Consider the following 393-nt stretch of genomic DNA (forward strand, 5'->3'; position numbering starts at 1 on the left):
TCACTTGCCAACCCTGCCGCTCCAGCATGACGTGCACGCGGCGATATCCGAACCGGCGACGCTCCACTGCTACGGCCTTCATCGCCTTGCGCAAATCCGTATCGTCCGGGCGCACGCTGCGATACCGCACGCTCGACCGGTCAACGCCCAGAACAGAACACGCCCGCCGCTGGCTCACCTGATGCGCTTCGCACAGATGAGCCACAGCTTCCCGCTTCGCGCCGGGCGTCACCACTTTCGCGACGCGACATCCTTCAACATGGCGTTGTCGAGCATCTGTTCGGCCAACAGCTTCTTCAGCTTGGCGTTCTCGTCCTCCAGCGCCTTCAGCCTCCTGGCATCCGACACTTCGAGCCCGCCGAACTTAGCCTTCCATTTGTAGAACGTCGCCGA

At 62.6% G+C, this 393-nt stretch carries 1 pseudogene; it reads right to left on the reverse strand.

What is annotated here, in order from left to right:
- Nucleotides 1–393: pseudogene (locus tag J1C49_RS21580) on the reverse strand (transposase); the annotation flags it as partial.

Source organism: Cognatishimia sp. F0-27 (genome assembly GCF_020667845.1).
Lineage (GTDB): Bacteria > Pseudomonadota > Alphaproteobacteria > Rhodobacterales > Rhodobacteraceae > JAFMPQ01.